The sequence below is a fragment of the Maridesulfovibrio sp. genome (assembly GCF_963676065.1).
Taxonomy (GTDB): domain Bacteria; phylum Desulfobacterota; class Desulfovibrionia; order Desulfovibrionales; family Desulfovibrionaceae; genus Maridesulfovibrio.
In genome coordinates, this window is sequence record NZ_OY780933.1 from 1,897,592 (window position 1) to 1,923,622 (window position 26,031).

Consider the following 26,031-nt stretch of genomic DNA (forward strand, 5'->3'; position numbering starts at 1 on the left):
TCCTTAACAGGACTTTTTGCTGTCCCGGCTTCCTATACGTACAAATTCACCCGGAGGGCCGAGCCGGATATCAAATATTATGGCTGCTCCGCGTATAATTAAAGTTGCCATAAAACCAGCGGCCATGGCGATTTCAGGTTGCACGTCAAGTTTCATCATGCCCACGTTGACAAATGCTCCGGCCAGTGCGGCAACCGCGTAAAGTTCCCCGCATAAAATCATTGGCCGGTTTCCGGTCAGCACATCACGGATTACCCCGCCTCCAGCTGCGGTCATAACGCCCATGAACACTGCAATGGTCCATGGAACTTCACACTGCAGAGCCACCGTGCTTCCGGTAATCGCGAAAGCGCTCAGGCCGAGAGCATCAAACCATGAGGTGGCCTTGTAGCGGTCCTGAATTTCAAGACGGCAGAAATACGTAAACAGGGTGGCGATAATGCAGAGGTAGAGCTCTACAGGTTCTCGGGTCCACCATACCGGTCGGTCAAGAAGTACATCGCGAAGGGAGCCTCCTCCGAGACCGGTAATGGTTCCGATCAGAACATAGCCGACTATATCCATCCTGCGTTTTCCGGCAGCCAGAGCGCCGCTGACCGAAAAAACTATATCGCCGAAATACATGAATCCGTGGATGGCGGAATGGACCACCTCACCATTCAAGACACTCATATCCACCCCCGATAAAGCGATTCTGGTTTATTGATTTAAATATTTTTGTGTTTGTGTATTCAAAATTTGAGCCTGCAATAATTTTTGTTTGGTTAATTGTAAAGGATGTTTTTTTGATGATTGCGTTTTTTTGGACGATTTTTTTAAGGAATGAGCCTGTTCCCGCCTAGCGCATGCGACTTATGCCGCTTGCCTGCTGTTGATTGAGCTGGTAAAAGGACTCCCCTTTTTGGAAATAATTTTTATTTTTTATCGAGATAAGCAATGACATCATCAAGAGAATCGACTGCATATTTGACAGTAACCTGTAAGGACAGACCCGGAATAGTTTCCGCAGTTTCCGGCTTTCTGTATTCACAAAATGCCAATATTATCCATTCTGACCAGCATTCAAGCGATCCTGTGGGCGGGCGCTTTTTTCTCAGGATGAAATTTCATATGAATGGCCTTGAAAGCGGTCTTGAAAAATTCAGGAAGGAATTTTCTGAAAAAGTTGCCGCTGAATTTGATATGGATTGGAGCATTAATCCGGCATGGATCAAAAAGAAAACAGCCATTCTTGTTTCAAAGTTTGATCATGCCCTCATGGATCTGCTCTGGCGGGCCAAGCGCGATGAACTGCATTCCGAAATCACCATGGTTATAAGCAACCATGATGATCTACGTGAAGCTGTGGAATCTTTCGGGGTTACTTTTCATCACGTTCCGGTAGAAAAAGGCAAGAAAGAGGAATCCGAGGATAAAATTCTGGAACTTCTGGAAGGGCAGGCCGATCTGGTCATCCTTGCCCGTTACATGCAGATTCTGAGTCCCAAACTTATTGATGCCTACCCCAACCGGATTATCAATATTCACCACTCTTTTCTCCCTGCATTTGTAGGGGCGGACCCCTACCGCAGAGCCGGGGAGCGCGGTGTAAAGCTGATCGGAGCTACGGCCCATTATGTGACCGAGGAACTGGATCAGGGGCCGATTATCGAGCAGGATGTTATCCGTGTCTCCCATCGTCATGACTATGAGGAACTCAAGGTACTGGGACGCGACATCGAACGACAGGTACTCAGCCGGGCCGTAAAATGGCACCTCACCGAAAGGGTGCTGGTGGATGGTAATAAGACTGTTGTATTCATCTGATCTTTATTGATTTCAAGTAAAAAACGCTCTCCTGAAAATATTTGGGAGAGCGTTTTTTTTGCAGAACTGAAAAAGATGTAAAAATTCTGGTAATGGAGCGTAAAACCGAATTCGGTTTAAGTTATTCTATCTTCCGGATCCTGATAACTTTTTGGCGATCTGCTCGTCGCTTTGATTGCCTATGCCGAAGCGCATGAAAAGATCGTTAAGCTTGCCGCGGATATCTTTGGTTGCTTTGGCTACGGCTTGCAGGCTGATGAATATCAGAAATTCAACCTTGAAATCACCTTTTTCAAATAATTTCAGTATGGCGGTGGCAAGCTCTTTTTCAAGAACCAGCAACTGCATCTCGCTGATCAGCTCTTTGGCAGTATTTTGCTTGAATATCAGCCAGTTTTCATTGGTGGAATCCTTCAGCCACAATCTTGACATGCGAATCCGGGTCATGCCGATTTCGTGAAGAGCCTGCACCTGCTTTGCCGGAGCACGTCTGCGCTTCAGCACCCGCAACTGCATCTTGCTCTCTTCTCCCTGCATTTTTTGCTTCAGCAGTGAAGAAAATTTTACCTCGGTAAGGTAAATGAATAATTCATCAAGGGCATCCACCCCGAATTTATGAAGATATGTTGAGAGAACTTTTTCATCGCGCTGGGTATACGTTTTCAGTCCGAGAAGAAATTCACGGGCCACAATATCAAGAGTCAAACTGACCCCGATGGCGCAGGCTCCGATCTGGTCTTGCGCGAATTGCATCCGGCGAGCCAATTCCGCTTCTTGTTCCGCGCTTTCGGCTGAATACGCCGTTTCGCGCATGGCCGCCATGGCGTTGTCAAAATCTTCCTTGAATTTGGATGTGGCAGGATCAATGCAGACTATTCGCGCAATTCGCTCAACAATCATATTGTTTATCGGTTCGTCACCATGAATCAGAACTCCGCTTTCATGCAGGGAGTTGTAAGTCATTTTTAAAACTTCAGCAGATTTTTCATCCTCACCGATCTGCTCAAAGGCGGTCTGAATGCGGGTTTTATCAATGGCGGGAATATCTGTTTTGAACCGTTTGCTTACATCATCAAAGGGAAAGCGCAGGATTAAATAGCTTTTGTCACGGGTAAGGGAATAACGCTCGTCGGTAATAATTTCCGTAAGAGAAGACTCCACTTCCTGTGTGATGAACTGATCTATAAGGGCCTGCCAGAAATTTTTGTCCAGTTCGTATTGTTCCAGTAGAGCGTTGTATTTTTTGAGGGCAGACTCTCCATGATGGCGCAGAGTAACTTCTTCAAAATTGTCGGAAATAAGGCAGGAGGCGTATACAACACCCTGTACGGTCTTTATAAGAAGGGTCTCGGCATTGATTATACGGGAACGGATATTGTCCAGTGCATCCTTGTCCTTGCCGTCTTGAAGTTTACTGAAACGGCCGATCATGAGGATGAATTCACTTAAGATTTTCTTGATAAACTCATGGGCCGGCAGGTCGGTGGACCGATGGCACAGCAGGGCGATAATCCCACTCTGCTGTTTTTCCAGCAGGGGAAATTCGTTGATGCGATTATTGTTATACTTGATAAATTCAAAGAAAACCTCGCGCTCAAGGACTTCACGCAGGGTGCTGCGTTCCTTGAGTCGGACCAGAACTTTCAAGTAAAAATCAATTCGCTGGTTTTTGTCAGGACCTTGTGCGCCGTCAGTGGACACTTCACTCATGAATTCTCCATCCATAATTTCTTAATTATTGGCATAAAATGTCTCAATTTAGCAACAATAGTCAAGGGATTATAAAATTATAAGCTGTAATAGAGCCGGTTGATGTCGGGCACGGCTTCCGCAGACCGCAAACTCAGGATATTAATTGCTGAATATATCCAAAATAATGGTACTTTTCTTGCTTGAATCAGATAGCATAATAAAATATTGACACTGTCTGATTTATGGATTTTTACATTAATAGTTTAAGGCTCAACTCCGGACGCCAACAAGGAGCCATTCAATATATGATCACCTGCAACAAATGTGGCCGAAAAAACAACGATGCGGATAAGTTCTGCTCCAAATGCGGATATAAGCTGCAATCCGGTCGTAAAAGATTGAAAAAAGATTCAACCTTACAAGGCCGCCGCGACATGTTTCATTTGAAACTTGAGAAGGAGCAGCGGTTCACAAAAGATGGTGAGGCATGGGTTTACGCCCTGTTTCTGCTTGGGGCTGTTGTCTTTTTTACTTACAATAAAATTTACTGGCCTCTTTATGCCCTTACCCCCGCTATTGCTCTTCTTGCTTGGTTTCGGAAGATTTAGACGTCCTGTTCTGTAATTCCTCAATAGCCTTTTGCTGATCTTCCCGCAGCAGGTCCGGTATTGAGCGCTGCCAGAATTCAGCTTCTTTATCGGCTTCCAATTCCTTTTTCGATTTAGGAAAACAGCATTTTATGACCGAGCGTTTGCTGCATGAAGCCGGATAATCTTCAATAATTCCGCATTCATTTTCATCTATATAATATTTAACGGTTCTCCTGAATTTTTTCTTACGGGAAAGTATGGTTATCTCCCCGTCTTCTATTTTACAGAAGAAATCCGTGTTCTTGGCACCGTAAAAGCCTGTAAAGATGTGAATGTTGCCTCGCTTGGTACCCATGTAGCTGAACTCATGGGGATCTTTGCACTGAGCCCGGGCGAGGGCGTTTCTGGTCAGGCACATGGCTCGTTCTTCCTCCATGCTTCGGGCATGGGCAGGAGAAGGGAGCTGGCAGAGAATAAACAATATGGTGATGATCGCAAACCTTCGCATAAAACCTCACACAGAAGGTGACTTGTAGGATATAAAACTTTTCGGCCGAAAGACCGATCCTCTTTAGCTTGTAAAAGTTCCCGAGTAACTGATGCTCTTTTTGAGCAGGAAATATCTTTCCAAACAGATGACGCTATGCTAAAAGATCAGACTACTTTGTGCAACCGCACGGTCTTTCTCCTATTTTTCCCACATCATGTCAAAAGTCGCTTTTCGGGGCCTGAAACAATTTTTTTTCTAAACTTTGTTTAGAAAAAGTTCTGTTTTTTCGACGTCTTTTAATGTTGTGAACTTGTGGAAAACTTTTTGTTTTTTTGTTTAATTGCTATTAAATGTGTATATTCGTAATATATGGCTATGTTACAAGAATATTTCAATCACCCCCCTGTACAAAACTTATTCCCTGAGTTAATATTCTTTCCGTAGTTGAGGCAGCCCCTTGTTTCTGGGGTTTAAGACGGAATTGAAGAAAAAATTATCTGTATAAATATATAATTCAGCAAAAAATTATGAACGAACTATCTTCTGGATGGAATCATCTTCGCGGTATCGAGCCGCTCAGTCTGTGTGACTGGCCCGGGCGGTCCAGCTGTGTCTTTTTTCTCGGCGGTTGTAATCTCAATTGTCCGACCTGCCATAATTTTGACATGGCGTGGAATATGGAACGCCTGCCGCTTCTGTCCAGAAATGATATGCGATCTTTCCTAAGGAACCGAGCAAAATGGCTTGACGGGGTCACAATTACTGGTGGCGAGCCTACAACGGTACCTAACCTCGGAGAAATTCTATATGAAATCCGGCAAGTTTCTAAACTGCCCATAAAAATGGACAGCAATGGAATGCTTCCTGATGTTTTGGAAGATATTCTCCAGCAGGGTTTGGCGGACATGTTCGCCGTTGACGTTAAAGGACCGTACGAAAAGTATCCTGCCCTGACCGGGCAGGCCGTGACCGCTGAAGCGGCGCAAAAGAATCTTGAAAGGATTTTTGAGCTTGCAGAAGCTAACCCAAAAGCTTTCTATTTTCGTCTGACTAAGGTGCCTATCCTTACAGATGAAGATGTTGAAACCGCCAAAGGATACCTTCCGGATGGTTTTGAATTAACCATCCAGAACTACATTCCTCCAAGGAGAGATCATGCCCACGCAGATAATGAAGCGGGACGGCCGGTTGGAGACCTGGTCGACTGAGCGAATTGCACAGGCCATTTTCAAAGCACTAGGCGCCAGCGGAATTAAAGACCCACTCATGGCCAAACGTATGGCCAGAAAAGTGGAAAATAAGCTCGAAGGAGTCGATATCCCTGAACAGGAACATGTTCAGAATATGGTTGAAGAAGTGCTTATGGATTCCCGTCTGCACTCCGTAGCCAAGAAATTTATCCTCTACCGCGACAGCCGCCGCAGACTTAGAAATCAGAAAGACGCTTATCTGGACATCAAGGAAACTATTGATGAATACCTCGAGAAAAGCGACTGGCGTGTGGCTGAAAATGCCAATATGACTCACTCCTTCCAGGGGTTGATGCTTCATCTCTCCGGAACAATTCAGGCCCGCTACGCTCTTGAAAAATATCCTGAAGAAATCAGACAGGCCCACGAGCACGGCTACTTTCACATTCATGATCTTTCTTATGGACTGGCCGGTTATTGTGCCGGATGGTCCCTGCGGGACCTGCTGCTGGAAGGTTTCAACCTTGATGGCCGGTCCTGCGCCGGCCCGGCCCGGCATTTTGACGCAGCCCTTGGCCAGATGGTCAATTTTCTCGGTACATTGCAAAATGAATGGGCGGGTGCACAGGCTTTTAATAATGTAGATACCTATCTTGCTCCGTTCATCCGTCACGACGGTCTTTCCTATGAAGAAGTGCGTCAGGCCATGCAGAAATTTGTGTTCAATCTGAACACCACCTCCAGATGGGGAGGGCAGAGCCCGTTTACCAATCTTTCATTCGACCTCGTGCCACCCAAGCATATCGCCAAAGAAGCGGTCATCATAGCCGGAGAGCTTCAGGATACTACCTACGGTGAATATGCCGAGGAAATGGAGATGATTAACCGCTCTTTCCTTGAAGTAATGGTCAACGGTGATCAGCATAACCGGATCTTCTCTTTCCCCATCCCAACTTATAATGTTACCGAAGATTTTCCGTGGGATTCCAGAATCGGCAGGATTCTGCTGGATCTTACAGCCAAATACGGTGTTCCCTACTTCCAGAATTTTATCAATTCCGACCTGAATCCTGAAGATGTGCGCTCCATGTGCTGCCGCTTGCAGATGGATCTGCGTGAACTGCGTAATAAGGTAGGCGGCTTGTTCGGAGCAGGGGATTTGACCGGGTCCATAGGTGTAGTCACTCTCAACCTGCCTAAGCTGGCTTATCTGGCACAAGGTGAAGAGGATTTTCTGGATCTTATAGAAGAGTACGCAATACAGGCCAAGAATTCACTTGAATTCAAGCGTAAATTGATCCAGACAAATCTTGATAACGGCATGTTTCCTTGGTCCCGCCGTTACCTTAAGAACGGTTATAAAGGACATTTCTCAACCATCGGTCTGCTGGGTGGACATGAAGCCTGCTTGAATCTGCTCGGCAAAGGAATTGAGACTCCTTCCGGGGTAAGACTCATGACTCGGGTACTCAACCATCTCCGTGATTTGACTTCGCAATTTCAGGAAGAAACAGGCAGTCTGTATAATCTTGAAGCCACCCCTGCGGAAGGCACCAGCTATCGTCTGGCTAAGATTGACAAGTCCCTTTATGCGGATATTCAGACATCCGGAAACGGCACACCTTACTATACCAACTCCACCACGCTTCCTGTGGGCGTTTCCGAAGATGTTATTCTGGCTCTTTCACACCAGAATAAACTGCAGCCCCTGTATACCGGAGGTTCCGTTTTTCACACCTTTCTCGGGGAATCAACAACTGATCTTGATGCGCTGAAAAGTTTTATCATCAAAGCTTTCCGCAACACAAAAATACCGTACCTTTCGATCACCCCGACTTTCTCTATTTGTAAGGAACATGGTTACATCCGCGGTGAACATCACACCTGTCCTGACTGCGGTGCCGACTCTGAGGTCTATACTCGTATTGTCGGGTATTATCGTCCTGTCAAGCAGTGGAATGCCGGTAAAAAGGCTGAATACAAAGATAGATTGGAATATAATACTTTCTGCTCTTAAAATCCTGCAACATAATAAATTAGAAAAGGGAAGTCTTTATCCGGCTTTCCTTTTTTTATTGTAACATCGACTCGTCTTCGCACTCATTTTCATTGCTAATAAAAATGCATTGGATTATACTTGAAAGTACGAATGAGACGAGTTCTAAATTTAAATTTTATTTAGTTCTCATGCTCAAATTAAGCACGATGATATGGAGAATATATGCGAATTCTGGTTGTAGATGATGAGCAGATGGTCAGGGAAAACCTTGTGGACTACCTTGAGGATGAAGGTCTGGATGTAATCTCGGTAGGAAGCGCGGAAGAAGCTTTGACCTTGATGAAAACAGAAAAAGCCGACATCGCTATTGTAGACATGCGTCTTCCTGTCATGCACGGCAACGACCTCATCATTAATCTCAAAGAACTGCATCCTGATATGGACTTTATTATCCATACCGGTTCGGTTGATTACGCAGTTCCGCGGATGTTCGGACTTATGGGATATCATCCGATAATGTGCTTCTTAAGCCCGTTGCCGATATGGATATGTTTTTGCAGAAGATAAGGTCTTTGTTCGGTACAAAGTACGATATTTAGCGCGTAATTCTTAATACAGGGCTGTCATCCTATATACTACTGGAATAATCCGGCTTCTTTTACCATTATTTTTTGTGGTAAAGGAGGACTCCTTTCGTATGCTTTGTTTCGAAAAGATCAGTATTACCGCCTAGCGTTTCTGTGGAACCCAGCATCAGGAAGCTGTTGTCCTCCAGTGTACTGTGGATGCGCTTAATTATATTGGCTTTTGTGGTTTCGTCAAAATAGATAAGGACATTTCGGCACATAATAAAATCGAATTTGCCTAATGGACTAAAAGAGTTGAGTAGGTTAAATTTTTTGAAGGAAACTAGTGATTTAACTGAAGGGCATATGTGCCATTTATTTCCTTGTTTTTGGAAATATTTTTCATATTCGGAGGGTAATCCTCTTGTTTTTTCCAAATTAGTATAAATTCCTTTTTGAGCTTGTTCGATAACGGCTCCGGAAATATCTGTTCCAAGGATTGAAAAATTATCCGGGCTGATTCCTGATCCCATAACGGTCCGGGAACATTCATGAATAAGCATAGAAAGGGAATAGGGTTCCTGTCCGGTGGATGAAGCCGCACACCATATTTTTATTTTTCCCCCAAATTTGCGTTTTTTAAGAATTGCAGGAAGGATTTGGTTCTTGACTGTTGTAAAAGGATGACTGTCCCGAAAAAAACTGGTTTCGTGAGTACTTATGGCCGAGACTGCATCTTCCTTGAATTGATCATCGCCGGAAACCAGCAGTTGGTAAAAATCATGCCATGAGCGGCAGTTCCGGGAGTTATACAGATCTTTGAAACGATGCTGGATTAAATATTCCTTGTTATCGGAGATGGTTAACCCACACATGCGATAAATCTGCTTGCGTAAAAGATCAAAATCCTTTTTATACAGTGCCTTGTATTCACTATTTATAGTGGTCATCTATTAATTCGCAGAGTTGTCAGTGGTCTTGTTCATTAAAAGAATTTCATTAGCCCACTGCATGGCTGCCAGATGGTTTTGGGCGATGGAAAGGGGTAAAAGGCCGGTTTTCGCTATCAAGTTGTTAAGGTTCTTCCAGTCCGCCAGTTCTAATGATTTGACTATTTCAAGGAAAACCGCAGCTTCACTGGTTTTATCAGTCAGGGCCTGCACAAGTTCTTTTTTAACCGGTAATTCGGCCATGAGATCTTCCATGGGTCTGTTCAGAAAGACGTCAAGCAAAGAAAAAAGACCTAGCATGAACATTGATTCCGAGCGCAGCGGGCACTGCTTAAAATCCAGACAAGTCAGTTCCAGGAATTTGGCCCGTTTTATGGACAGAAAGGCGAGTTCATCACCAGCAGGGCCTGCACTGATGTCCGAAAGTAAAATCATCCGCAGCCAGCCGGCTAATTTTTTGTAGCCGATTAGGGCTATGGCCTGCTGGATGGAATTTATCTTGTTGGGCAGACCGAAGGTTGGAGAATTCATGAATTTAAGCAGGCGATAGCTGACAGATACATCAGAGTTGATGGCATTAGTCATATCCTCTACATCAAAATTCTCGCTGCTGATTGAGCCCAGCAAACGCATGCGGTTAAGATTGCTGGTGGATATTTTTTTACCGGGAATGATTTCCGGGCGGCTGAAAAAGAAACCCTGAAAAAGTTCAAATCCCAACTCAAGGCACAGGTTGAACATCTCATTGGTTTCAACCTTTTCAGCAAGCATCTGTACACCGATCTGTTTGAGAACTTTTGCTATATTTTTAAGCTCTTCCAGTTCAAGATCAAGACAGTCCACTTTGACAATGTCTGCCAATTCTACAAAAGGCTCAAAGCCTTCCTGTCCGATGTAATCATCAAGTGCTAAAGTATATCCTCTGTCTTTGAGATCCTGCAAAACCTCTAGAATTTCCGGTTCGGGTTGCACGTTTTCCAGAATTTCGACCACGCATGTTTCGGGCGGAAGAAACTCTGCCGCATTTCCCAGCAGCATATTACGGGGGAAATTGACCAGTAAGCGTTGATTTTCTTCTATGTCCTGCTGAATAAGACCGAAGCCATCAGCGATAACCTGAGAAGTGGCTGCATCTTCATTGCCGATTTCAGCAATATTATCAGCAGTTGAATTACGGAACAAAAGTTCGTATCCCCAAACTCCTTTTCCGGCATCAAAAACCGGTTGTCTGGCTACATAAAAAGAGTCCAGAAATAAATCACTATTACTGCTCATAAAACCCCATACCCAGAATAAATGTCAGATTTAAGTACTCTACATAACAACACATCTTTAGTGAGAAAATAGCATTAAATTAGAGCCAGGGATAAAGTCAGCGCTATGGCATCATCGGTGCGAGGCAAAGGCCTCTGGTTTCTTCTAATCCGAGCATGAGGTTGGCATTGGCCACTGCTTGTCCCGAGGCTCCGCGGCAGAGGTTGTCGATGGCGGCAAGAATGATCAGCCGTCCGGTGCGTTCATCAGGTACAACCGCTACGTCACAGAACATGGTTCCGCGTACCCAACGGGTTTCCGGAAGCTGTCCTTCAGGCAGGAAACGGATCATTTTCTCATTGTCATAAGCTTTGGCATAGGCGGCGCGCACGTCAGCCGCTGTTACGCTCGGTTTCAGCTTGGTGTAGATGGTGGAGAGAATGCCACGGTCAATGGGTAGCAGGTGGGTATTAAAGGAAATGGTCATATCGCTGCCGGATGCGACAGCAAGTTCCTGTTCTATTTCCGGGGTGTGACGGTGGGTTGTTAGGCTGTAGGCCCTGAAAGAATCTGCCACTTCGCAGAAAAGTGATCCTACATTGGCCTTACGTCCAGCTCCGCTGGTTCCAGATTTGGAATCAACCACAATGTCGGAAATTTCGACCAGTCCTTCACGTAAGGCCGGAGTCAGTCCGACGATGACGGAAGTGGGGTAACAGCCGGGATTGGCCACCAGCTTGGCATCTTTTACCTGATCACGATAAAATTCAGGCAGGCCGTAGACCGCTTCAGGCAGAAGGTCCGCACGGGTATGATCAACCTTGTACCATTCTTCATAGGTTTCGCGATCACGGATTCTGAAATCGGCACTCAGGTCGACTACTTTGATATTTCTATCATAGAGTTCTCCGCCGATGTTCATGGCTGTCTTGTGCGGTACGGCGAGGAAAACCAGTTCGCAGGCATCAGCGAGATCTTCAATATCCGGCGTGGTGATTTCCAGTCCGCTCAGTTCCATACCGTTCAGGAAGGGATAGATATCAGCCAGTTTTTTCCCGGCCTCGGCGCGGGAGGTCACCCGGACAAGCTTCATTCCGTCATGATTGCTTAATATACGGGTAAGCTCCATTCCAGTGTATCCGGTTACTCCTACAAGTCCGACAGCTACAGCACTCATAATTATCCGTCCTTAAAAGTAATATTGAATCAGCAGGGGTACGCCAGCACACCTGACAAAATAGTTAAAATGGTTCCCGACCGGGAAAAGAATATTTTGAAAAAGATTTTTATTTGGTTTTCTTCACATACTTCATGCGCAGATTGTATAGCAGGTCGCAAAGGAGCTTTTCTTCTTCTTTAGTCATACCATTTTTAATTTTATCTTCAATCACGGCGAGTACATCGATTGACTGCTTGGCAAGTACCGGTGAAAATTCAACTCTTCCAGTTGAAGGGTCAGGTATTTCACCAAGCTGTACCAGCGCGGAAGAACTCATAGACATGATAAAAGTGGAAAAATTAACCTCGGGGATGGGCATATCCTTGGCATATTCACTGCCGCAACCGCATTTTTTATCATCAGACATAATTAATCTCCTTAAATAATCTGCGTACTCTAAAAATATTAGCCGCAAGATTCAAGTATTTTAAAAAATTGATCAGCCATCATGCTTTTGGTAGGTAAAGATAAGTTGGACAACCTAAGGAGAGATTATGTTTCGAGCTATCCAGAATACCAAGAAAATATTGCCGGAAGGATCTGTAGAGGAAATTCTGCAGAGTGGAGAAGAGGGCGTTCTGTCCACCTGCGGGGCGGATGGATATCCCTACGCAACTCCGCTCAATTACGTATACCATAACGGAGCGATTTATTTTCACAGCGCGTTGACCGGGCATAAATTGGATAATATTGCATTTAATCCCAAAGTTTCTTTTTGTGTATACACCGATACAGAGTTGCTGCCATCAAAATTCAGTATCCTGTTCCGTTCCGTTATTGTATTCGGAAAGGCGGAAGAAGTTACCGGAGCTGAAAAGGAAGAGGCTCTTTTCGCTATCGTAGAACGGCTTTCTCCAGATCATGTCTCCGCCGGAACAAAATATATCAAAAATGATAAGGATAAAACCCGTGTCATCAAAATAAATATTGAACATGCCACGGCAAAAGGGAAAACCAGCTGATTTTTGCCGCAAATAATGACCACAGATGTAAACGGCTGATTTGACATAATGTCAAATCAGCCGTTCTTTATTTCGGAAAGGGCATATCCTTTTGTGTTTAAGATATAACGCCGGTATAAAACATATCTCGATTAACCGCCCAGATATGCCTTCTTGACTTCCGGGTCATCCATCAGTTCTGAGGATGCTCCCTGAGCTACGATTTCCCCGGTATCTAGCACGTATCCGCGATGAGCGAATTTTAATGCCAGATGCGCGTTCTGTTCGATAAGCAGAATAGTAAGCCCCTGTTCGTTCAGTTGCTTAAGGGTTCGGAACATATCATACATGAGCAGTGGTGCGAGTCCCATTGAAGGCTCATCAAGCATGATGAAATTACATTTGGACATAAGCGCGCGTCCAACTGCCAACATCTGCTGCTCACCTCCCGAGAGGGATTCACTGCGCTGTTTGCGGCGTTCTGCCAGACGTGGAAAGAGCGAGAATACGCGATCGTAATCCCCGTGAACATCCTTAATGGAATCCTTACGGGCGTATGTTGCCAGCTTCAAATTTTCTTCCACTGTAAGGTTGCCGAAAATGTGCCTGCCTTCTGGGACAAGTGCCAGATGAAGGTCTGAAATAACCTTATGTGGCGGCATGTCGAGTATAGATTCTCCTTTCCAGCAGATGTCACCTGAGACGACTTTAGGTGCTTCTGGCGGTGGAAGACGGCTGATCGAGAACAGGGTTGTGGTCTTACCGGCTCCGTTCGCTCCGATGAGAGTGACGATTTCGCCCTCGTTAACATTAAACGAAATGCCGTGCAGGGCTTCAATATTACCGTATTTGACGCGGAGATCTTTGATTTCAAGTAGAGTAGTCATCAGATTGAATCATCTCCCAGATAAGCTTTGATAACAGTCTCGCTGGACTGAATATCTTCTGGTGTTCCTTCGGCGATGGTGGCACCGAAATCAATACATTTTATCCATTTGCAGAGAGTCATAACCACTTTCATCTGGTGCTCAATCATGAGGATGGTGATATCGAATTCATCATGAATCCATTTGATGAGCTTAATGAGTCCTTCAACATCAGAGGAATTTAGTCCCGCTGCGGGTTCGTCAAGAAGCAGCAGCTTTGGCTGAATGGACATTGCCCGGGCGATTTCAACACGGCGCTGTAGCCCGTAGGGCAGGTTGGTGGGCAACTCTTTCGCATATTGTTTAAGGTCCATGAATTCAAGCAGCTCTGTGGATATCCGCTCAATTTCTTTTTCCCGTAAATAGTAGTTCTTCGAGCGCATAACAGCATCGAAAAAGCCGTATCCCAGACGGTAGTGCTGGGCGATACGTATGTTGTCCATTACGGTCATATCGTGCCAGAGTCTGATATTCTGGAATGTGCGGGCAACTCCCAGCGCGGTCACCTGATGCGGTTTAAGTCCGCGTGTAGGCGTGTTCGCAAGGGTTATGGACCCTTCTGTCGGCTGATAAAAGCCGGATATAAGGTTGAAGATGGTTGTTTTACCAGCACCGTTTGGTCCGATAAGGCCGGTAAGGGAGCCTTCCTCAAGTTTAATATTGAAATCGGATACGGCCTGAAGGCCACCGAATCTTTGTGTAAGTCCGTCTATGCTTAAAAGTGACATTTTTTCTCCTTTTCTCGCGGTCTCGCCTACTTGAATTTGTAGAATTTTTTAAGCCGCGGGAACAGGTCGGGCAGTTCTTTGTTACCCATAATTCCTTCGGGCCTGAACTGCATGAGCAGAATCAGGGTCAGCGGAATGAGCACCCATTTCCAGACCTGACTTAAATGATAAGTGGCCGGGAGCAGGTTGATGAAGTGCAGTCCGGTATCAATTGCCGGGATAATGAACCTCAGCATTTCAAGCATCAGAGTGAAGAAAATGGCTGAAAGAACAGATCCGCCCAGCGATCCCATGCCGCCGAGATAGACCATTACCAGACATTCCGTTGATTTCATGATGTTGAAGGACTGAGGGTTAACGTAACCAAGCACATGAGCGAAGAGAGCACCACCCACTCCGGCAAGACCGGAAGAGAGCATGAAAGCTGCCATCTTCATTTTGTTGGTGTTAACACTCATTATTTCAGCGGCGACTTCATCCTGACTGATGGACATAATCCCTTTACCGTATGTGGAAGTCACAAAACGGCGGATCATCCAGATTGAGGCATAAGTACCGATAATTACCCAGATCATCATCCACGGAATATCGATTACGTCACTCATGGAGTTCAGTACGCGTTTCATACCCATGAATCCGCGTGGCCCACCGATGATGTCCATGTTCTCGATCGCCGAGATAACCATATAGTTGGCGGCGATAGTGATAATTGCCAGATAGTCGCCTCTTGTTTTGAAAGAAGGGATGGCCACAATGAGTCCGGCTACGGCAGACACCAGGCCTGAGATGATGAGAATTACGGGAAATCCCAGCGGAGCCATCTCCGGGGGAAGGATGGGAGCGCCGAAAATTTTGTCTTGAGCAAAGAACATTACGCTCAATACAGATGATACGTAAGCCCCTATACACATGAATCCGGCATGTCCGCAGGAAAATTCACCCATATATCCGTTAACAACATTCAAGCTGGAAGAGAGAATGATGTTGATCCCCATGAACATGATCACCGACTGGATGTAGAGATCCAGCGCGCCGAACTGGGAGAGGGCCACAACAATGGCGGCCATGGCCCAGATTCCGATATTAAAACTGTATTTCTGCATTCTGTTGATTCCGCCTTAGATCTTGGTTGTCTTTGCGACGCCGAATATCCCGGTTGGTTTAATCCACAGGATGACCAGCAGGATTGAAAAGGCGAACAGGTCTCTGAAAGTAGAGGGAAATATTGCGACGACGCCGACTTCGATGAATCCCAGCAGGAAACCACCGAGAAAGGCTCCTCGAATATCTCCGATACCGCCTACAACCGCAGCAATGAATGCTTTCCATCCGATGAGCGCACCCATGTACGGCTCAAGGATAGGGTAGGACATGGCAAAGAGCATCCCGGCCAGACCGGCCATGCCGGATCCAAGCACGAAGGTGAAGACAATTACGTTGTCAATGGGAATACCCATCAGCGGAATAGCGAATTTGTCGTAAGAAATTCCGCGCATGGCCATGCCGATTTTTGTTTTGGTAACAATAAATTGCAGGAGCAGAAAGACGGCTATAGCTGCAAATATAACGATTATTTTGAGGTTGGTAACCGAGATGTTGCCGAAGGTATAAACCACCTTATCAAGCAGCTCGGGAAATTTTTTGCGGCTTGCACCCAGCAAAGCGAGGTTGCCGTTTTCGAGGATTAATCCGCACATGAGAGCGGTGATAACCACGTAAAGCCTGTGAGCCCCTTTTCTACGCAAGGGGCGGTAAGCGATGCGTTCAAGGGTTACCCCGACTCCTGCAGTGAGAATCATGGTCAGCGGCACGGTAAGAGCCAGCACTATCCACGGGCTGAAGTCTAGAAAGCCTAACAGGGCGGTGGCCACGAAAAATGCAATGTAAGCCCCGACCATGAAGATATCACCGTGGGCGAAGTTGATCAGGAGCAGTACACCGTAAACAAGTGTGTAGCCCAGTGCAATGAGAGCGTAGAAGCTGCCCCATTGCAGGGCATTAAGCAGGTTCTGGATGAGGATATCCACTTTCGGTCTTTCCTCTGTGTCTTTGGATTAATGTCGAGCCCTTCAAAATCAATGAGTGGCGGTGTCAGTTAAAAATATCAGGCGGCGGACGAAAGTGCGCCGCCTGATATGTAATAGATGGATTAGGGGCAAACGGATTCGGCGAATACGAATTTGCCGTTTTCGTCAATGCGTACAACAACAGCGCATTTGATGGGGTCACCCTGGCTGTCAAATTTCATGGAGCCGGTAATGCCTGCGAATTCCTTGATGTTGCTCAGGGAATCACGGATAGCTTTACGTTCGTCTTTCAGATTTGAATTGTAAGAGCCTGCATCCTGAATTGCCTGCAGTACGAGGCGGGCTGCGTCCCATGTGAGAGCTGCAACATCGTCAGGTGTTTCGCCGTATTTTGCTTCGTAACGGTCGATGAATTCTTTGGTTGCGCCTTTAGCACCGGCAGCAGCATAGTGAGTGGAGAAGAACTGGCCTTTGCAGTCGTCGCCGCAAAGCTTCATCAGTTCAGCAGAACCCCATGCATCGGAACCCATGAAGGGGCCTTTGTAACCGAGGTCGCGAGCCTGTTTAACAATAAGTGCAACCTGGTTGTAGTTATCGGGAACGAAAATAAAGTCAGGCTTGGAGTTGATGATCTTGGTCAACTGAGCTGAAAAGTCCTGGTCTTTTGTTCCGTGGGATTCAAAGGCTACGACAGTATCCGCACCGTTTTTCTTTTCAAATACATCCTTGAAGATTTCTGCAAGGCCTTTTGAATAGTCGTTGGAAATGTCAAAAAGTACTGCGGATGTTTTAGCTTCAAACTGCTTGGAAGCGAAGTTAACTGCCACAGGACCCTGGAAAGGATCGAGGAAAGCTGCGCGGAAAACCCAAGGGCGGTTTTTGGTAGTGTCCGGGTTGGTGGACCAAGGGGAAACCATGGGAGTGCGGTTGTCGTTACAGGTTCCGCCGGCAGGAACAGCCTGCTTTGAGGAGTTAGGTCCGACAATAGCTACTACGCCGTCCTGCTCAATGAGTTTGAGAGCAACGTTAACAGCTGATTCAGCTTTGGATTCATTATCTTCATAGAAGAATTCAAGAGGTATTTTTTTGTCTCCGACTTTGAGTCCGCCCTGTGCATTGATGTCTGCAAGGAGCATTTCCGCTGCATTCTTAGAGGCTTCCCCTACCTTTGGAATGTCACCGGTGAGCGGGATGTTAAACCCGATTTTGATTTTTTCCTCTTTCTTGGAGCAGCCGCTGACAACAACAAGGGCGAGTCCGAGTACCATTAGGGCTAGCAGTGATCTGATAATCATTTTCTTCATTCTTTTCCTCCTGAGATTTTCATTGAAAATTCTGAATCGATTGTTGAAGGCTAGAAAAATATCGCAAAACGGAGTTTTTAAAAAGACATTTTTGCAAAAAAGAGTAATTTTTCGAGAATATTATTATATTCTGGTAAGTTGTACTTATGAAATTATTTGTGGTATGTTTTACGGTTTATATGAAGAATAATGATATTTTGGCAGGTTTCTTTAAAATATACTTAAAAATTAGTATCTTATGATTTTAATGTTTTTTTTGAACTCTGGGGTTTGTTTTGCGTTTTTGAGTTTTTGGCTATCGTTTAGTATAAAATTGTAAATTAGCTAATATTTAGCAGGATATATGCTTTTAAATGAAAAAAGTCGGGTGTAAATTTTGTAAAATGCAAGATGAATGATTCTGTGGCCCGTATTTGCTCTTTTATAAAGTGTCTCAGAAGAATGAATTGATTGCTGTTTATATTTGTGGAGTGGGGATTTTGTCATTAGAAACAGCTGGTTGGGAGGATCAAGTAAGACTTTACATTTTGGATAAGGTTATTCTGGGGTTTTGCTAAAAAATAAGGCCCCTGAATGTACCAACATTCAGGGGCCTTATCTTGTATGTCGTTTTTTTAGAGTTTGAACCTTTCCATCATATCCTTGAGTGAACGGGCCTGCTGGTCCAGATCCTTAACTGCAGCTTCAAGCTGACGGGAGCTTTCAAGATTTTGTTCACCTGCCTGTTTGATAGAGCCAAGAGCTATGGCTACCTGATCAAGTCCGGCAAGCTGTTCCTGGCTTGAAGCGGCTATCTGGGCCGAAGATTGGGCAGACTGGTTGATGACCGTGCTCAGATTGAGAATTGATTCTCCGGTCTGTGAAGAGAGATCCGCTCCGGTTTCAACAGCCTTTCCGCCCTGCTCGGTGATCATAACCGCCGAACTGGTCGCTTTCTGGATGTCGGCGAGGATGGACTGGATCTGGGCTACGGACTGTTTTGACTGATCAGAAAGATTTCTGATCTCACGAGCCACGACTGTGAATCCCTTGCCTTCTTCACCTGCCTTGGATGCTTCAATGGAAGCGTTTACGGCTAGAATGTTGGATTGGTCGGCCAGATCGTTCACTACATAAATAATGTCCCCGATGTGCTGGGATTGTTCTGATAGTTTGACAATGGACTGGGCGATTGTGTCCATCTGGGTACGGATTTCCTTCATTCCTGACGAAGCATCTTCGGCTGCTTTTTTACCCTTTTGAGAGGTCGAGACGGCTTTACGTGCGACCTCTGCCACCTGTCGTGATTTTTCATTTGAAAGGTGAGCGGTCTGCTTCACTTCTTCAACAGTAGCATTTGTTTCAGCTACGGCGCTGGCAGTTTCAGCTGCGCTGGATGTCAATTCTGCCGATGCGGCGGAAATCTGACTTAGTGAAGAAGATAGCGTGCGAACTGTTTCGTGGATTCTGAGGTTATCATCTTTAAGATTATGAACCATGGTCGCAAGGGCTTTCCCTATAGTGTCATTTTCAGAACGCGGTTCTACGGTCACGGTGAGGTCTGAATCTGCCACCCGTTCCATAGCTTCGGCCATTCGGTTTAGGGAATTATTCATTTTGTTAAATGCTCTTGCCAGCGATCCCAGCTCATCCTTGCGGTCTATGCCTTTGATCTCCTGACTCATATCACCTTCGGCAATTCTGTAAGCAGCTTCGACTACCTTGCGCAGAGGCCGGGTTATGTTTCGTCCCACAATAAGCACAGCAACAACTCCGAGTACGAAAGCCAAAAATCCGAAAATGTAAGTATTGCGGATGGCGCGGGCGTTACGGGCCTGCATTGTTGGGCCGAGTCGTTGCTGATCTGAAATTACGGATGATTTTGCTCGCTCAATCAGGTTGCTCATTGCCGGGCCCAGAGTATCCAGTTCCGTATTTATAAGTTTATCGCGATTCTCGGTCCAAGTAATAAGTTGATCCAATCCTTGAAGATAAATTTCTCTGGCATCTTTAATCTCTGTAAGCAGTTCTGCGTTCTTATCCTTTAAAATAGAGCCTAATTCGAGCAGTTCAGTATTGATTTTGTCCATTTCAGCCATGGCTTTTGCCTTGTGGGATTCCATGCTTTTATCAATATACTTTGTGGTGTACATCCTGCTTAGGACCAGATGGCGAACTCCTTTTGCGCAGTGGTAAAGAGCGGCGGAATTGCTATTCAATTTACCGAGATTATTGATGATGCGTTTGAAATTTTGCTCCATCATGGCTCCGGCGGGTATCATGATGGAGTTAATCTGTTTATCTCGTTCCTGCTGGGCGTTGGCCACTTGGGTAAAACTTGTATTGTACTCTTTAAGTAAGTTCCTAACTTCTTTAATTATCTCAACGCGGTTTTGCGAAACCAGTTCTTTTTCAGCTTTATCGATCAGGGGGAATATTGTTTTTGCGTTTGCAGAGTAGCGGAGGCTGTATTTGTTGTCTCCGGTAATAATATAATCTTTTACTTCGGTGCGTCCTTGAAGGATTCCAGTTTGAATTTTACCAATCAGGTTGGCGTCTTTAGCGAAGTTCCGGTAGTCGGTAAATCCGGACGAAGATTTTTGTAGCGCCATAAGAGATTCTATGCTCACAATTCCATAGAGACCGAAAACAATAATAAAGCTGCAAAATATTTTTTGTCCAACAGTTAGCCGTTTAAGCATGGCGCGAAAATCCTTTAATAAATTTAGTGGTAATCAGGGGCAGTGCTTTCAGTAAGCGAAGCACTGCCTGTATTTTGATCAGTTGTTACGTCAGAGAGTTTTTACTTGCAAGATCCGGGAGGGAGAGCCGTATTAATCTGCGTAATTTGAATCGCAGAATTCGTTACATTTTGCTTCTACACTCTGTAGCAGTTGCAGGCAATCCTGCTGTTGCATGTTGCTGTCCCTTTTCATGAGCACATTCTCGCAGGACATGCGGCATTCCTTTGCGGATTTGTATGGCGCGATCATAATCTCAGAATATTCGGCGCACACATTGTCCTGATTCTCGCAGAATTCCTCGGTGGAAAGGGAGCGGCAGAACGAGCTGACGTCTTGCATTGTGGTAGGGTGGCTTGAGCATCCGGCCAGCGAAAGCAGAATAAACAGGGTAAAAAATATTTTTTTCATCATTAAATCCTCCACTGGTTATAAAATGTTTTTCATGGCCGCAAGAAATGTACGGTTGCGGGAGTTGTTGCCGATGGAGACCGTGAGAAGGTCCGGAAGTCCGAATCTATCCAGCCGGCGCAGTTTAAATCCGTGCTCCAGCATTTTTCCATACAGCTCGCTTGCCGGGATCGGCGCGCTGAACATGATGAAATTACTCTGGCTGGGGTAAACAGTGCAGCCCAGTTCTTCCAGCCCCTTGTGCACACGTTCCCTGCCTCTTATGATCAAGGCTATGGTGGAATAGTAAAATTCGTTATGATTGATCGCCGCCAGTCCAGCTTCTACATTCAGCGGGCTGATGGGGGCCGGAAGTCTTGATTCTTCGAATTGTTCTGCACGCTGGCTGTTCAGCAGCGCGTATCCAAGCCGTACCCCTTTCAGGCCGAATGACCACGAAAAGCTGCGCAGGATGACAAGATTCGGAGCCTTATCAAGGAAGTTGACCATGGAGTAATCATCTTCCGGCCATGCGAATTCAACCGACCTTTCATCTACTATGAGCAGTGTCCGTTCCGGCAGGAGGTTGGCCATGGTCGCAAGCTCCTCTGCGGGAAGTCCGAATCCGGAAGGAACATCAGGGTTGGTAATAATTACCGCAGCAGTATTCTGGTTGGAGTTTTTTACCAACTGGTCCAGAGGGGGAGAGAAGTTACGGCCTCTTGGCAGCCGCAGCAGCTCCACTCCGCATAGTGCGGCCACTCTGCTGTATTCCGGTCTGCCGTGTTCGTAGCTAAGCACATGGTCAACACCCGGAATGGCGGACAACCGCAGAGTAAGATCTAAAAGTTCAATAGTCCCGCCTGCTGTAAGTACACATTCTTCGGGTAGGTCATGCCGTTTCGCCAATCCGAACTTCAGGCTGTCGGTGGAATCGTTTTCTGATGAAGAGCAGTTGTTTGCCATATTGGTGATGGCATTTGAAACCGCCTTTGAGGTGCCTAAGGGGTTCGAATTACTGGCAAGGTCTATCTCTCTTTTTATACCGTATCTTTTACGGAATGTGGCCGGTTTGAGTCTTTTCCCGTTCTTACTGCTGGCAACCTGAGCTTGGACTTCTTCCGTTTCAATTACAGGTTCCTGTTTTGGCTCAGGCTTGGGGGCCGGTTTAAATTCAGATTCCGATTCTTCTTTCTGCTTTGTTTCCGGTACAACATCCGGTTCAACCTGCGCTGTAAGGGGCTCCTCCTCATGCTTTTCTTGCTCAGCCGCCGCAGCCGTACCTGGTTTGGAGTACATTTCAAGCGGCAGAGTTATGATTCGTATGTCATAATCATTGCTCAGGGTGGCGTTGCTCACCATTTCGTTGAGTTTGTCAAACGAGTCTATAATGATGTTCAACAGGTCGTTACTGAGTTCAATTTCATTTTTATATACCTGATCGAGTACCTTGCCTATTTTATCAGCAATAAGGCTTATGTTGGTCAGCTCAAGCAGAGAGGCGCTTTCCTTTAAGGAAAACAGTACTCCGTATACCTGTGCAACTGAGGCTGCAGAGGGAGCGTTGCTTTTTTCCATCTGTATAAGCAGGGTTTCAATCTGGTTCAGCTTATCCAGCGATTGCTCAACAAAGTGTTGCAGGGCTATGTCTTCTTGTAAGTCCGAGGTCATATCTATCCCCTTTGGTGGATTTATGAACAGAACATATTGTCTGGTTTCAGTTGATTTTATGAGTCTGTTCTTCGGCTTGTGTTATATTCTATCTTTGCATTTTTTTAAGGGCTAAAGCTATTATCTTTTTATATTCTTGAATTGTAAAAATGGCAAAGGGTCTTCCTAAAAAATATGAGCTATTGCGGTTGCGCTTTTGGCAACTCTGGTTAATATTAGAATTAATGACCATCTGTTTGCAGATATTTTACTGATTTGTCCAAGATAAATCTGATAAAAATGATTTCCTGAAGACTTTTTTAATTAATGAGGTGTACAAATGGTTACTTTTTTCAGTGCCAACGAAGTGGCTGAACTCGCAATGCGTATTGAGCAGAAAGGACAGGCTTTTTACCTGTTGGCTGCTGACGAGGCCAAAGATCCGGCAGCGAAGGAATTTTTCGAGTTCTTTGCTGAGGAAGAATCAAGACACGAGCTTTTCTTCCGGGATATGCGTGATCGTATCGGGTCCATCGAGATTCCTCCGGGAAGTGATTATGAAGAATATACACAGTATGTAATGGCACTTGTGGACTCACATGATGTTTTCAACTTTGATTACACCCAAGCTTTCAAGGATGAGGATTTCAATTTTGAGCAGGCCGTGCGTGCGGCCATGCGTTTTGAAAAGGATACCATCCTGCTTTTTACTGAGCTGAAAAGAATGGTTCCTGATAGTGAGCGCAAATTTGTTGAAGAGTGTATTGACGAAGAACGTAAGCATCTGCGTATGCTGGCTGAAAAACTCAGCTAGTTTCCGAATACTGAGAAAGTTAAAAGGCCCTCTCCGATTGCAGCGGAGAGGGCCTTTCTTCTTGTTTAATTTGCGGATTATTTCTTGATTCCAAGGGCGGTGTTGATCAGTTGGTCCGAGGTGGTGATGCCTTTGGAGTTAGCTTGAAAACCTCGCTGGGTCAGAATCATGGTGGCGAACTCTTCCGCCATATCCACGTTGGAGGTTTCGAGGCTGCTGCCTACAACCGAGCCCAGTCCTTGCTTGTGTGCTACGCCTTGGATAGCATCGCCGGACTCTGTTGTCGCGCTGAAATAGTTCGATCCCTCTCTACGCAGTCCGAATTCATTCGTGAAATTATACAGGTTGGCCTGATAAAGTTCCTGAGACATTCCGTTGGAAAACAGGGCACTCAAAATTCCGTCCGAGTTGAAACTTACATTCTGCAGGTAGCCTTCGCCGAATCCGTCTTGTGACTGACTTATTGTCGAGGATGAACCGTAGTAATCAGTACTGGCGAGTGCGTTGATCTTTCCATCCTCCATACCCGGCAGAGCAGAGGCGTTGCTGCCGATATCAGCCGCAGTCACACCTGTAGTATTCCATGAGTCTGTACCGGAGGTGATGCCCATGTCCAGTGATATGGTCTGGGGCCCCGATGTTCCTTTTTCCCCGGAAAGGGTTGTGCTGAAAATAGGCCGTCCGTTGCTGTTCAGTGCTGCCTGTTCCCAGTTATTGAGATCTTTTGCGTCCGCTGATCCGCTCGCGAGGGTGAAAGCACTCTGGTTAAGCAGGGTGCCGTCGCCGGAGAAGGTAAGTGTTCCGGCCATGAGCAGCCCAGCCCCTGATGTGCCTGCCAGTGACCCAGCATCCTCGCCAGGCGGTACGGTTACCACGTATTCCCAATGGCGTTGATCTGACGGGTCTCCGTCATTTACGACTTTGTCATAATAGACAACTAAGTTGTGAACATTGCCTTTGTCGTCGTAAATTTGAATAGAATTGTTGTACTCATACTTGTCAGCTGAGAGTGGTATTTCCTTAGTTCCGTCCCATTCCTGAAGCAGAGAAAAGAAAGGAGATCCCTCGACTTCACTATTATCCGCAGCTCCTGAGTCAAGGTTTGTACGCATGCTGACAGCATCCGTTTTCTTGGGGTCGGATTTTACTACCTTGATGGTCTTTCCGGTAGAGTCGGTTTCATCTTTCATGGGCAGGACAATATCCTGTGAGGTAGTGCCGATATTACCGTATTGATCTATTGCGTATCCTTGGAGCCTGTTCTTGTGTGCATCAACAAGATTTCCGTTCTTATCGAAATGAAAATTACCTGCGCGTGTGTAGTAGCTGGTGCTGGAAACGGGGTCTGCTACCCGGAAAAATCCCTGACCGCCTATAGCGATATCAGTACTGGAGGATGTGTTCTCAAAAGAACCCTCTTTGAAATTTATCCTGGTGGCCGCAACTCTGGAGCCCAGTCCGATCTGTCCGGCAGTGTGCCCCCCTCCGGCTACTATTCCGGAATTGGCTTTGCCTGAATTCGCGCTGGCGAGTGTTTCCAGAAATGTGTCACCGCTTTTATAAGCAAGGGTATTGACGTTGGCGAGGTTGGCACCAATCTGCTGCAGAAGCATCCCGTGTGACTTCACGCCTGTTGCGGCTGTATACATTGAGCTGAAACCCATTCGTAAACTCCTTGATCGGTGCGGCATTTACGCTGACTCCGCCTGCACCTGTTTTACCTTTGGACCGGAATAAAAGTCCGGTACCGGTATTTAAGCAAAGAGCATGCCTAAAGATTAGGTTTAATTATATCAATAAGTTAGTTGCGTATGGCTAGGCGTAAGGCGGAAAAAAAGTCCTTCTTAAATCATATATTAAGCAAGGACTTCAGATTTCAGCGGGAGTGAAGGATTAAACGTGTAGTTTTTTCTTAATGTATTTTTTAAGTTTTAAAGCCGGTGTTGATTCTGGGTTTATTTCGAGACATTTTTTTATGTATTTCGCGGCTTTTTTTTTGTTGCCGTCTTCATACATGCAGCGGGCCATATTGAAATATAAGTTTTCGTCACAATCGCTTAAGCCCAGAGCTCTTGAATAAAATTTAACGGCCTCGTCGAACATTTTGTTTTTGCGCAGGGAGATGCCGAAATCATTGAAGAGATGTTTGTGCTCTTTATCAAATGCTGCGTTCAGTTCTATAAGCCTGTTGAATACATCCGTTGCTTTTTCCGCTTCATTACGTTCTAGATAGCAAAGGCCGATTCCGAAGTTGGCGCGGATGTTATCTTCATCGATATTAAGCGCGTTGAAGTATTCCATTTCAGCAGTGAAGGTGTTGCCCATCTGGCGCTGGCGGTCGGCTTTGGCAAGAGTCTTATTCAGCTGTTGTAGTGCAGGGAAAACAGTAGAAGTATAGAGCTCAACTTCCGGAGTAAATGATTCGAGCAGTTCTTCTTTGCTTATTGTCTGCTCTTCTCCTGAGGGAATGCTGTTTTCATTAAGCACGCGCAGGCCAATTTCGCCATTGTCCTTTTCTTCCGCATAGTACAGAAACGACTGAATAACCTTTCTTTTGGTCGTTCCAGTCCCGATTTCCTGTATTAATTTGGTGGAAAAGGTGCCTTTTATTTTAGGCATGGTTGGGCTTTTTATTGTCATATGGCCTGTTTATTATGCCGCTAAATTTATCTACTAATGATGTCGGTTGCTATTTGCAAACCGTATATCACACATCTGTATTATCCTCAATTTGGAATGATACACCAAAAAAAAGCCGGGTAATATTACAATTGC

24 protein-coding genes are annotated in these 26,031 nt (G+C 45.6%); 7 read left to right on the forward strand and 17 right to left on the reverse strand.

Going from position 1 to position 26,031, the window contains the following annotated elements; genetic code table 11:
* Positions 1-3 precede the first annotated feature (3 nt).
* On the reverse strand, positions 4-672 hold the full coding sequence (locus ACKU35_RS08470; protein ID WP_319764973.1) for a trimeric intracellular cation channel family protein: 669 nt from the start codon (positions 670-672) through the stop codon (positions 4-6).
* Between the two features lie 264 nt (positions 673-936).
* Here ACKU35_RS08470 and purU point away from each other — a divergent pair, with 264 nt between their 5' ends.
* Entirely contained in the window at positions 937-1,806 is an 870-nt protein-coding gene (gene purU, locus ACKU35_RS08475; protein WP_319764974.1) for a formyltetrahydrofolate deformylase, read from the forward strand.
* A gap of 126 nt (positions 1,807-1,932) precedes the next feature.
* On the opposite strand, the gene ACKU35_RS08480 is transcribed toward purU, so the two are convergent.
* A complete protein-coding gene (locus ACKU35_RS08480) occupies positions 1,933-3,516 on the reverse strand; it encodes a hypothetical protein (protein ID WP_319764976.1) in 1,584 nt (527 codons plus the stop codon).
* Between the two features lie 287 nt (positions 3,517-3,803).
* On the opposite strand from ACKU35_RS08480, the gene ACKU35_RS08485 reads away from it, so the two are divergent.
* Positions 3,804-4,106, forward strand: a complete 303-nt coding sequence (locus tag ACKU35_RS08485; RefSeq protein WP_319764978.1) for a zinc-ribbon domain-containing protein — start codon at positions 3,804-3,806, stop codon at positions 4,104-4,106.
* Here the strand turns inward: ACKU35_RS08485 and ACKU35_RS08490 are convergent.
* Positions 4,072-4,596 carry a hypothetical protein gene (locus tag ACKU35_RS08490; RefSeq protein WP_319764981.1) on the reverse strand — a complete coding sequence of 175 codons (525 nt, stop codon included), beginning with the start codon at positions 4,594-4,596 and terminating at the stop codon, positions 4,072-4,074. The genes ACKU35_RS08485 and ACKU35_RS08490 overlap by 35 nt on opposite strands.
* Before the next feature lie 509 nt (positions 4,597-5,105).
* Between ACKU35_RS08490 and ACKU35_RS08495 the strand changes: the two genes are divergently transcribed.
* The 3 genes from ACKU35_RS08495 (at position 5,106) to ACKU35_RS08505 (ending at position 8,334) form a co-directional block, all read left to right on the forward strand.
* Positions 5,106-5,786 (forward strand): anaerobic ribonucleoside-triphosphate reductase activating protein, encoded by a 681-nt coding sequence (locus tag ACKU35_RS08495; RefSeq protein ID WP_319764982.1) that lies wholly within the window; start codon positions 5,106-5,108, stop codon positions 5,784-5,786.
* Complete coding sequence (locus ACKU35_RS08500; protein WP_319764984.1) at positions 5,734-7,785, forward strand: ribonucleoside triphosphate reductase; 2,052 nt, start codon at positions 5,734-5,736, stop codon at positions 7,783-7,785. The genes ACKU35_RS08495 and ACKU35_RS08500 overlap by 53 nt, the downstream gene beginning before the upstream one ends.
* Positions 7,786-7,989: 204 nt before the next feature.
* The gene (locus ACKU35_RS08505) at positions 7,990-8,334 is read left to right on the forward strand and encodes a response regulator (RefSeq protein ID WP_319764986.1); all 345 of its coding nucleotides are present in this window, start codon (positions 7,990-7,992) and stop codon (positions 8,332-8,334) included.
* 97 nt (positions 8,335-8,431) lie between these two features.
* Here ACKU35_RS08505 and ACKU35_RS08510 read toward each other — a convergent pair whose 3' ends face one another.
* From ACKU35_RS08510 to ACKU35_RS08525, 4 genes are all read right to left on the reverse strand, one after another.
* On the reverse strand, positions 8,432-9,283 hold the full coding sequence (locus tag ACKU35_RS08510) for a protein-glutamate O-methyltransferase CheR (RefSeq protein ID WP_319764988.1): 852 nt from the start codon (positions 9,281-9,283) through the stop codon (positions 8,432-8,434).
* A gap of 3 nt (positions 9,284-9,286) precedes the next feature.
* Positions 9,287-10,558 carry an EAL domain-containing protein gene (locus ACKU35_RS08515; RefSeq protein WP_319764990.1) on the reverse strand — a complete coding sequence of 424 codons (1,272 nt, stop codon included), beginning with the start codon at positions 10,556-10,558 and terminating at the stop codon, positions 9,287-9,289.
* Between the two features lie 103 nt (positions 10,559-10,661).
* Positions 10,662-11,714 (reverse strand): N-acetyl-gamma-glutamyl-phosphate reductase, encoded by a 1,053-nt coding sequence (argC, locus tag ACKU35_RS08520; protein WP_319764991.1) that lies wholly within the window; start codon positions 11,712-11,714, stop codon positions 10,662-10,664.
* Between the two features lie 109 nt (positions 11,715-11,823).
* Positions 11,824-12,123, reverse strand: a complete 300-nt coding sequence (locus tag ACKU35_RS08525) for a DUF1844 domain-containing protein (protein WP_319764994.1) — start codon at positions 12,121-12,123, stop codon at positions 11,824-11,826.
* A 127-nt stretch (positions 12,124-12,250) separates the two neighbouring features.
* On the opposite strand from ACKU35_RS08525, the gene ACKU35_RS08530 reads away from it, so the two are divergent.
* A complete protein-coding gene (locus tag ACKU35_RS08530; RefSeq protein ID WP_319764996.1) occupies positions 12,251-12,718 on the forward strand; it encodes a pyridoxamine 5'-phosphate oxidase family protein in 468 nt (155 codons plus the stop codon).
* A 131-nt stretch (positions 12,719-12,849) separates the two neighbouring features.
* Here the strand turns inward: ACKU35_RS08530 and ACKU35_RS08535 are convergent, their stop codons facing one another.
* The 8 genes from ACKU35_RS08535 to ACKU35_RS08570 form a co-directional block, all read right to left on the reverse strand.
* Positions 12,850-13,584 carry an ABC transporter ATP-binding protein gene (locus tag ACKU35_RS08535; RefSeq protein WP_319764998.1) on the reverse strand — a complete coding sequence of 245 codons (735 nt, stop codon included), beginning with the start codon at positions 13,582-13,584 and terminating at the stop codon, positions 12,850-12,852.
* Positions 13,584-14,351 (reverse strand): ABC transporter ATP-binding protein, encoded by a 768-nt coding sequence (locus ACKU35_RS08540; protein ID WP_319765000.1) that lies wholly within the window; start codon positions 14,349-14,351, stop codon positions 13,584-13,586. Before ACKU35_RS08540 ends, ACKU35_RS08535 begins: the two co-directional genes overlap by 1 nt.
* A 26-nt stretch (positions 14,352-14,377) precedes the next feature.
* Positions 14,378-15,454: a branched-chain amino acid ABC transporter permease gene (locus tag ACKU35_RS08545; protein ID WP_319765002.1), complete on the reverse strand. Its 1,077-nt coding sequence runs from the start codon at positions 15,452-15,454 to the stop codon at positions 14,378-14,380.
* A gap of 15 nt (positions 15,455-15,469) precedes the next feature.
* Positions 15,470-16,378, reverse strand: coding sequence for a branched-chain amino acid ABC transporter permease (locus ACKU35_RS08550; RefSeq protein WP_319765004.1), 909 nt, complete (start codon positions 16,376-16,378; stop codon positions 15,470-15,472).
* A gap of 122 nt (positions 16,379-16,500) precedes the next feature.
* Positions 16,501-17,682 (reverse strand): ABC transporter substrate-binding protein, encoded by a 1,182-nt coding sequence (locus ACKU35_RS08555; RefSeq protein WP_319765005.1) that lies wholly within the window; start codon positions 17,680-17,682, stop codon positions 16,501-16,503.
* A gap of 614 nt (positions 17,683-18,296) precedes the next feature.
* Positions 18,297-20,363, reverse strand: coding sequence for a methyl-accepting chemotaxis protein (locus tag ACKU35_RS08560; protein WP_319765006.1), 2,067 nt, complete (start codon positions 20,361-20,363; stop codon positions 18,297-18,299).
* Positions 20,364-20,495: 132 nt separating this feature from the next.
* Positions 20,496-20,816 carry a lipoprotein gene (locus ACKU35_RS08565; protein ID WP_319765007.1) on the reverse strand — a complete coding sequence of 107 codons (321 nt, stop codon included), beginning with the start codon at positions 20,814-20,816 and terminating at the stop codon, positions 20,496-20,498.
* Between the two features lie 15 nt (positions 20,817-20,831).
* Complete coding sequence (locus ACKU35_RS08570; protein ID WP_319765009.1) at positions 20,832-22,463, reverse strand: aminotransferase class I/II-fold pyridoxal phosphate-dependent enzyme; 1,632 nt, start codon at positions 22,461-22,463, stop codon at positions 20,832-20,834.
* Positions 22,464-22,782: 319 nt separating this feature from the next.
* On the opposite strand from ACKU35_RS08570, the gene ACKU35_RS08575 reads away from it, so the two are divergent.
* The gene (locus ACKU35_RS08575) at positions 22,783-23,256 is read left to right on the forward strand and encodes a ferritin family protein (RefSeq protein WP_319765011.1); all 474 of its coding nucleotides are present in this window, start codon (positions 22,783-22,785) and stop codon (positions 23,254-23,256) included.
* 77 nt (positions 23,257-23,333) lie between these two features.
* On the opposite strand, the gene ACKU35_RS08580 is transcribed toward ACKU35_RS08575, so the two are convergent.
* Together ACKU35_RS08580 and ACKU35_RS08585 are read right to left on the reverse strand one after the other, a co-directional pair.
* A complete protein-coding gene (locus ACKU35_RS08580) occupies positions 23,334-24,920 on the reverse strand; it encodes a flagellar hook-basal body complex protein (protein ID WP_319765013.1) in 1,587 nt (528 codons plus the stop codon).
* Positions 24,921-25,149: 229 nt separating this feature from the next.
* Entirely contained in the window at positions 25,150-25,896 is a 747-nt protein-coding gene (locus tag ACKU35_RS08585; RefSeq protein ID WP_319765015.1) for a tetratricopeptide repeat protein, read from the reverse strand.
* Positions 25,897-26,031 lie beyond the last annotated feature (135 nt).